Origin of the sequence: Streptomyces sp. NPDC058195 (assembly GCF_042883525.1) — a bacterium.
In the GTDB taxonomy this organism is placed as follows: domain Bacteria; phylum Actinomycetota; class Actinomycetes; order Streptomycetales; family Streptomycetaceae; genus Streptomyces.
The window spans coordinates 1-7,745 of record NZ_JBHVVM010000060.1 but is presented as its reverse complement, the minus strand read 5'-3'; the positions used below and the strand labels follow the sequence as shown (position 1 = coordinate 7,745).

The 7,745-nt window shown below is 73.2% G+C and carries 7 protein-coding genes; 2 read left to right on the top strand and 5 right to left on the bottom strand.

Annotated features, from left to right (window positions below; translation table 11 throughout):
• Positions 1-43 precede the first annotated feature (43 nt).
• A complete protein-coding gene (gene dapC, locus ACFVWY_RS35275; RefSeq protein WP_389879008.1) occupies positions 44-1,138 on the bottom strand; it encodes a succinyldiaminopimelate transaminase in 1,095 nt (364 codons plus the stop codon).
• Between the two features lie 94 nt (positions 1,139-1,232).
• Positions 1,233-1,553 (bottom strand): ferredoxin, encoded by a 321-nt coding sequence (gene fdxA, locus ACFVWY_RS35270; protein ID WP_037688837.1) that lies wholly within the window; start codon positions 1,551-1,553, stop codon positions 1,233-1,235.
• 117 nt (positions 1,554-1,670) lie between these two features.
• Here fdxA and ACFVWY_RS35265 point away from each other — a divergent pair, with 117 nt between their 5' ends.
• Positions 1,671-2,672, top strand: coding sequence for a GNAT family N-acetyltransferase (locus ACFVWY_RS35265; protein ID WP_389879007.1), 1,002 nt, complete (start codon positions 1,671-1,673; stop codon positions 2,670-2,672).
• 19 nt (positions 2,673-2,691) lie between these two features.
• Positions 2,692-3,549: a tetratricopeptide repeat protein gene (locus ACFVWY_RS35260; protein ID WP_389879006.1), complete on the top strand. Its 858-nt coding sequence runs from the start codon at positions 2,692-2,694 to the stop codon at positions 3,547-3,549.
• Between the two features lie 20 nt (positions 3,550-3,569).
• On the opposite strand, the gene ACFVWY_RS35255 is transcribed toward ACFVWY_RS35260, so the two are convergent.
• The 3 genes from ACFVWY_RS35255 to ACFVWY_RS35245 form a co-directional block, all read right to left on the bottom strand.
• Positions 3,570-4,094: a hypothetical protein gene (locus ACFVWY_RS35255; protein ID WP_389879005.1), complete on the bottom strand. Its 525-nt coding sequence runs from the start codon at positions 4,092-4,094 to the stop codon at positions 3,570-3,572.
• An 80-nt stretch (positions 4,095-4,174) separates the two neighbouring features.
• The gene (locus tag ACFVWY_RS35250; protein WP_389879004.1) at positions 4,175-6,190 is read right to left on the bottom strand and encodes a GTP-binding protein; all 2,016 of its coding nucleotides are present in this window, start codon (positions 6,188-6,190) and stop codon (positions 4,175-4,177) included.
• A 515-nt stretch (positions 6,191-6,705) separates the two neighbouring features.
• Positions 6,706-7,745: hypothetical protein (locus ACFVWY_RS35245; protein ID WP_389879003.1), on the bottom strand; the 1,040-nt coding region annotated here is incomplete at its 5' end.

Genomic DNA, 7,745 nt, shown 5'->3' with positions numbered 1-7,745 from the left:
CCCCGGGAGTGCGCACTCCCGGGGCCTCTCGCGTACCGGTGACTCAGGCCAGCCGCTTGACGGCCGCCGCCACCCGCTCGTCCGTGGCCGTGAACGCCACCCGTACGAAGCGGTCTCCGGCCGGACCGTAGAAGTCGCCCGGCGCGACCAGGATGCCGAGCTCCGCCAGGTACGCCACGGTCTCCCAGCACGGTTCGTCCCGGGTCGCCCACAGGTAGAGGCTGGCCTCGCTGTGCTCGACGCGGAAGCCGTGCGCCTCCAGAGCGGCGCGCAGCGCGGTGCGCCGCTCGGCGTACCGGGCCCGCTGTCCGGCCACGTGCGCGTCGTCGCCGAGCGCCGCGACCGCCGCCGCCTGGACCGGGGCGGGGGTCATCATGCCGCCGTGCTTGCGGATCAGCAGCAGCTCGCCCAGGACCGCCGCGTCGCCCGCGATGAAGGCCGCGCGGTATCCGGCGAGGTTGGAGCGCTTGGACAGCGAGTGGACGGCGACGACGCCCTCGTACGTACCGCCGCAGACATCCGGGTGGAGCACGGAGACCGGCTCGGCCTCCCAGCCGAGCTCCAGGTAGCACTCGTCGCTGAAGACCAGCACCCCGTGCTCACGGGCCCAGGCGACGATCCGGGTCAGCTCCTCCCTGGGCAGGACGCGGCCGGTCGGGTTCGACGGCGAGTTGAGCCAGAGCAGCTTCAGCCCGGCCGGGTCCAGCTCCGTCGGGTCGTCGTAGACGACGGGCTCGGCGCCGCAGAGCCGGGCGCCCACCTCGTACGTCGGGTAGGCGAGCCGGGGGTAGGCCACCTTGTCGCCCGCGCCGAGGCCGAGCTGGGTCGGCAGCCAGGCCACCAGCTCCTTCGAACCGACGACCGGCAGGACGTTCTCGTGACCGGCGCCGCGCGCGCCGAGCCGCCGCTCCAGCCAGCCGGTGATCGCGTCACGCAGCTCGGCGGTCCCCCACACCGTCGGATAGCCGGGGCTGTCCGCGGCGGCGACCAGCGCCCGCTGGATCAGCTCGGGCACCGGGTCGACGGGCGTGCCCACCGACAGGTCCACGATGCCGTCCGGGTGGGCGGCGGCCGTCGACTTGAAGGGCGTGAGCTTGTCCCAGGGGAAGACCGGGAGGCGGGAGGAGACTGCGGACACGGATCTCTGCTTTCTCATACGGAGCGGAAAACACCTCGGTCCCGCACGGTGACGAGCCGTACGGGACCGGGGCGGCGCACTTGTGGGCCGCCGACTACTGGTTCTGCGGCGGGAGCGCGGCGATGAACGGGTGATCGCGCTCGATCAGGCCGAGCTTGGAAGCACCACCGGGAGACCCGAGGTCGTCGAAGAACTCGACGTTCGCCTTGTAGTAGTCCTTCCACTCCTCCGGGGTGTCGTCCTCGTAGAAGATCGCCTCGACCGGGCACACCGGCTCACAGGCTCCGCAGTCGACACACTCGTCCGGGTGGATGTACAAGGACCGCTGGCCCTCGTAGATGCAGTCGACGGGGCACTCTTCGATGCAGGCCTTGTCCTTGACGTCGACACAAGGCTGCGCGATGACGTAGGTCACGCTGTCGTTCCTCCTCGGTAGGGCGTTGGCTCTCGCGCGGGAGCGCGGCGTCGTCGATGCCCGCCCCTAGTATCTCCGTTCCGGGGCACGAACCGAACAGGAGGGGCGTACAGAGCCGTGGAATTCACCATCGGCGGACAGCTCACGGTCCGAATCACACCTGCTGACGTGGGCAAACGTGTATCAGTCCGGCGTATGTGCGAGAGCGGCCCGCAAGGGGCGCTCTTCGCGGACACGGTCGGCGTTCTCACATCGTGGGACGACGGTGTGCTCTCGATCACACCCAGGAACGGTGAGCCGGTCCGCATCGCCGAGGCGGTTCTGGTGGCGGGCAAGGTGGTGCCCGCGGCCCCGGCCCGGCGGCGCGGTCCGGCGGCCTCCTTCGCGGAACTCGCCGCGGTCTGCGCCCGCGCGTGGCCGCCGGTGGAGAGCGAGCCGCTGGGCGACTGGCGGCTGCGCGCCGCACGGGGCTTCACCCGGCGCGCCAACTCCGTACTGCCGCTCGGCGATCCGGGCCTCCCGCTGGACGACGCCCTCGGGTACGTCCGGGAGTGGTACGGGCGCCGTGAGCTGCCCGCGTACCTCCAGGTCGCGACCGGCGCCGAGGGCACCCAGGAAGTACTCGCCGCGGCGCTGACGGAGCGCGGCTGGCGCCGCGAGGTGACGACGGAGGTCCGCGTGGCCGGGCTGGCCCCGGTCGGCGACCTGGACGCGGACGTGTCCCGGGTACGGCTGGGCCGGGAGCCCGACGAGACCTGGCTCGCCCGCTACCAGCGCTTCGAGACCCCGGGCCCGCACGTCCTCGCGGTGCTGCGCGGCGGCCCCTCGGTGTGGTTCGCCTCGGTGCCCGGTGACGAGGAGGGCGCACCGCCCGCCGCGATCGGGCGGTGCGTGGTGGACGGGCGCTGGGCCGGATTCATGGCCGTCGAGGTCGGCCCGGCACACCGCCGCCAGGGGCTGGCCACCTCGGTGATGACCGCGCTCGCCCGCCAGGCCCTGGCGGAGGGCGCGTCGGCGGCGTGGCTCCAGGTCGAGCAGGACAACCCGGGGGCGCGGGCGCTGTACGACGGCATGGGCTTCGCGGTCCACCACCTCTACCACCACTTCCGGTCGGCGTGAGCGGGGGCGGGCGGGCGCGATGAGTACGGAATCCGCCGGGCGGCCGGGCCGTCCGGACCAGGAGTCCTGGCGCCGGCGGTTCGCCGAGGAGGCGCGGGCCGAGCGGCCGGACCTCGCGCTGCTCTGCCTGCTGCTGGGCGCGGTGGCCGATCCGGAGCTGGACGCGCACGGGATCGACGCGGCGCAGATCGAGCTGGACGAGCTGGCGGGGCAACTGCCCTACGGGGTCCGCGGCGGCCGGGCCTGGGCGTCCGCCCTGGCCGGGCTGCTCGGTGAGCGGTGCGGGTTCGCGGGGTCCTCGGCCGACTACCGGCGGCTGGAGTCGTCGTTGCTGCACGCGGTGCTGCGCAGGCGTCGCGGGCTGCCGATCCTGCTGTCCGTGGTGTGGATCGAGGTCGCGCGGCGGGCGGGCGCCCCGGTGTACGGGGTGGCGCTGCCCGGTCATTTCGTCGTCGGCTTCGGCGATCCGGCCGAGCAGGTGCTGGCCGACCCCTTCGACGGCGGGCGGCCGATGAGCGGTCAGGACGCGGAGCTGCTGGCGGCGGGGGCGACCGGCCGGCCGCTCGACGCCTCGATGATGGAGCCCGCGCGGACCCTGGACATCGTGCAGCGCGTCCTGAACAACATCCGGGCCTGGGCTTCGGCCCGCCCGGAGCGCACGGACGTGGCGCTGTGGGCGGTGGAGCTGTCACTGCTGCTCCCCTCGCACCCTGCCCGGCTCCGCTACGAGCGGGCCCAGCTGCTCGTCCAGAGCGGGCAGTTCCAGCGCGGGGCGGCGGAGATGGAGGAGTACGCGGACGTGGTCGACGGGGTCGAGCCCGCGGCGGCGGAGGCGATCCGTCACCGGGCGCGGGCAGCCCGCTCCCTGCTCAACTGACGGCTCTCCCGGGTCAGGCCCTAGTCCGCCCATCGGCGCAGCAGCCGTTCCCGCTCGGCACCCCGGGGCGCCCCGCCCTCGGCGCGGCCCCACTCCGCCATGGCCGTCAGCGTCGTGGCCATCGTCCCGGCGCCCTCGGTGAGCCGGGACAGGACGGCCCCGGAGAGGCCCGCCTCCGCCTCGGAGTAACCGGCCGCCGCGGCGGTGTAGGCCCGCAGCGCGTGCTCGGACCCGCCGGACTCCACCCGCAGGGTCATCATCGGCGGGGCCTCGCCCGACCGGAGCGGGCGCTCGGGCAGGACGAGGTTCATCACCGTTTCCACCGCCACGGTCCCGATGATCCCGGCCCGCCGCGTCAGGGACTTCAGGGGGACGTCGGCCAGGGTCAGGGCCTGTACGTCCTCCCAGAGCCAGAGGCTGGACTGCCCGTCGCCCAGACCCAGCACGCCCTCGGGCGTCAGCCGTACCCCGGGAGCCCGGCCGGACGGCTTCGCGCCCAGGTACACATCGCCCTCGGCGATCCAGAACAGGCCGACCATGGCCATCGGTCGCTCACTCCCCCTCGATCGGTCGGGCCGCTCCCGGTGGCGCGCCCCGGCCCGATCCTAAAGGGTGTCCTCCCAGCTCAGCGCGGCTGTTCACCGGCGGCGACCCCGCGCACCGTACGCAGCAGATACTCCTTGCGGTGGAGCGGGTCGCGGTCCGTGCGCGGCCGGTCCGGGGGCGTGCCGACGACGGGCAGGTAGCGGGCGAAGCCGGATTCGAGCACCCCCTCGCCCCGCGTCAGGGCCGGGAGCCGCTGCTGGAGTTCGTGGATCCGGGCCGCCGGGACCTCCCCTTCCAGTACGCAGACGGCACCGTGCGGGGCGGGTGTCCCCGGGACGGCCCGCAGCCGGGCGAGCACGGGCAGCACCGGGCCGAGCAGATCCGCGGGGAGCTCCAGCCGGAACCGGTGGACCGGCTCGTACACCGTGGTACCGGCCCGCTTCAGCGCGTCCATCAGCACCAGCGGGGTCAGATCGCGGAAGTCGCCCGCGGTGCTCGACATGCTCTTGTCGAAGGTCGCGTGGGAGTGGCTCTGGCGGGGCCAGTAGCCAGAACGCGTCAGGGTGACGACGCAGTCGGTGACCTGCCAGCCGTGAATTCCCTGGGCCAGGGTCTCTTTCACGGTGTCTTCCACCGCCCGCATCAGGGAAAAGGGCATCGAGCCCAGTTCCACCTCCAGCCGGTAGGAGATTCCGCTGCCGGCCGGCGCGGGATCGACCCTGAGGCCGATGGTCGCCAGAAAGGGATTGCCGTCCTGCTCGATGATCTCGTGCGCCGCACCGCTGCCGTCCGGCCGTTCCAGACAGATGGTGGTGGTCTCGCGGAAGGTGACGCCGATTCCGAATTCCTCGGCCAGCGTCGCCTGGATGACTTCCTTCTGCACCTCCCCGTAGAGCGAGACGGACACCTCGTCGCGGACGTCGTCCTGCCGCAGGTCGATCAGCGGGTCCTGCTCGGCGAGCCGGGCGAGCGCGATATGCAGCTCACCCCGGTTCGCCGGAGGGCGGGGGACCACCACGGACTCCAGGGTGGGCGGCGCGAACCACCGGCGCGGCCGGGCGGTGTCCGGTACGCCGACGGGGTCGCCGATCCGGATGCCGGTGAGCCCCTGGAGCTTGGCGATCCGGCCCGCGCCGACCTCCGGCCCGCTGACGGCAGAGCCCTGGTCGAAGACGCTGATCCCGGTCACCTTGCCCTCGGTGCGCCGGTCGTCCCGGCCGAAGGCCAGCCGGTCGCGGACCCGGACGGTGCCGGAGAACATCCGTACGTACGCCGTCCGCTCGCCGCCCGGCCCGCGCTCCACCTTGAAGACCGTGCCCGAGACCGGCCCGGCTCCATCGCCGCGGGCGGCGGGCAGCAGCTCCCTGACCCCGGCGACCAGGGCATCCACCCCGGCGCCGGTGATCGCCGAGCCGAAGTACACCGGATGCACCAGGGCCCGCCCGGTCTGCGCGGCCAGCTCCTCGCGCAGCCGGTGGTACGGGAGCGAGGCGGCGTCCCGGACGTACGCGTCGAGCAGGGCGTCGTCGTGGTCGGCGAGCAGTTCGGTGAGCCGGTCCGTGAAGCCGGTGTCGGCACCGGTGTACGGCACGCAGCGGGCGCCGGGACCGCCCGGCCCCTCGACGCGGCCCATGGCGAGGACGGCCGGGGTGAGCTTCTCGGCGATGCCGCGCAGTACGGCCCCGTCCCGCGCGCCGCCCCGGTCGACCTTGTTCACGAAGATCAGGGCCGGAATGCGCAGGCGTCGCAGCGTCCGCATCAGTACACGGGTCTGCGCCTGTACGCCTTCCACGGCGGAGACGACCAGCACGGCGCCGTCGAGCACATTCAGTACGCGTTCGACCTCGGCGATGAAATCGGGGTGACCGGGGGTGTCGATCAGATTGACCGTGGTGTCGTCGACGGCGAACGAGACGACGGCGGACTTGATGGTGATACCGCGTTGCCGTTCGAGTGCCAGGGAATCGGTCCGGGTGCTGCCGTCGTCGACGCTTCCGATCTCGTCGATGACTCCGGCAGTGTGAAGCAGCCGTTCCGTCAGGCTCGTCTTACCCGCGTCGACATGCGCCAGGATTCCAAGGTTCAGCGTGTGCACGAAACTCCATGTCATCAAAGCCAGTGATAATTCCCGCCTGAATGAACATGGGAGTTCCTCGCATGACCCGCTCCTTCGGTCGGCCGATGTCGGCGACGAGTAGAGCAGAGCACCGAATCACCGGACAACCGGTTTTGTCCGCCGCGGTCGCTCCGCCGCCGTCCCGCCTCCCCCGGCACTCCGATGCCGCCGTCCCGGACACCTGAGGGCGCTCAAAGCAAGGAGGCGGGCTGCGGCGCGTCGGCCGCCCCCAGGCGTCCGGGGGACGGTTCGGTGACGTTCCGGAGGCGGAACGGGCGCGGGCCGGGAACAGCGAGAAACACGGAGTGGGCGGGGCACGATCCGCGCACCTCGCGTCAATTCCCTTCCCCCACAGGCGCGTTCACAGGAGCGGCGGAGCTACGCGGGACGGGCGAGGCGCGCCAGGCAGCGGCGCGGGCGCGGCAAACGGGTGGGGGCGCGTCGCCCAAACCTCCGGCGTCGCCGACGTGCAGTCCAACGGGTGATTATCAGCCTCATGCCACCCGAAGAGCCCACGCGACGGCTCCCGTGCGGCTCTCTCCGATGGCGCGCACCGGCATTCCGGCTGACGGTGGATCACGTCGCCACTGCGCCACATTGAGTCGACAGCCCGTCACTCTACGCAGTTGCAACGGAAGGAATGTGTTCAGATGCGCTCTGCCCGCACACTGTTCGCTTCGGCCGCTGTCACAGCGGTTCTCGCCATCACCGGCCCGGCCGCCTACGCCATGGCGACGTCCGGCGACTCGGGCCACGACAACGGCTACTCGTCCTCGCAGGACGAAGACTACGGAGACCGCGGCGGCGACCGCGGAGGAGACCGCGGCGGCGACCGCGGAGGAGACCGCGGCGGCGACCGCGGTGGAGACCACGGAGACCGCGGCGGCGACCGCGGTGGAGACCACGGAGACCGCGGCGGCAAGGGCGGCGGCGACCACGGCGACCGTGGTGGAGACCGCGGCGGCAAGGGCGGCGACCACGGCCGCCCGCACGGCGGCATCCACACCGGCGGGGGCTTCATGGCCCGCGTGATCACCGGGGAGAACGGCCCCGACGACGGCGGCGACCGCGGCGGCTACGGCGGCGGCGACCGCGGTGGAGACCGCGGTGGCAAGGGTGGCGACCACGGCCGCGGCGGTCACGGCGACCGCGGCGGCAAGGGCGGCGACCACGGCCGCCCGCACGGCGGCATCCACACCGGCGGCGGCTTCATGGCCGCTGCGGTCGCCGGGGAGAACGGCCCCGACGACGGCGGCGACCGCGGCGGCTACGGCGGCGGCGACCGCGGCGGCAAGGGCGGCTACGGCGGCGACCGCGGTGGCAAGGGCGGCGGCGACCACGGCCGCGGCGGTCACGGCGACCGCGGCGACCGTCCCCACGGTGGCGTGCACACGGGTGGCGGCTTCATGGCCGCTGTGGTCGCCGGGGAGAACGGCCCTGACGACGGCGGCGACCGCGGCGGCTACGGCGGCGGCGACCGCGGTGGAGACCGCGGTGGCAAGGGTGGCGACCACGGCCGCGGCGGTAACGGCGA

Bases quoted from the DNA above. Each gene is read 5' to 3' on its own strand.
- ACFVWY_RS35255 (WP_389879005.1), bottom strand. From the start codon at position 4,094: ATGGCCATGGTCGGCCTGTTCTGGATCGCCGAGGGCGATGTGTACCTG.
- ACFVWY_RS35260 (WP_389879006.1), top strand. From the start codon at position 2,692: ATGAGTACGGAATCCGCCGGGCGGCCGGGCCGTCCGGACCAGGAGTCC.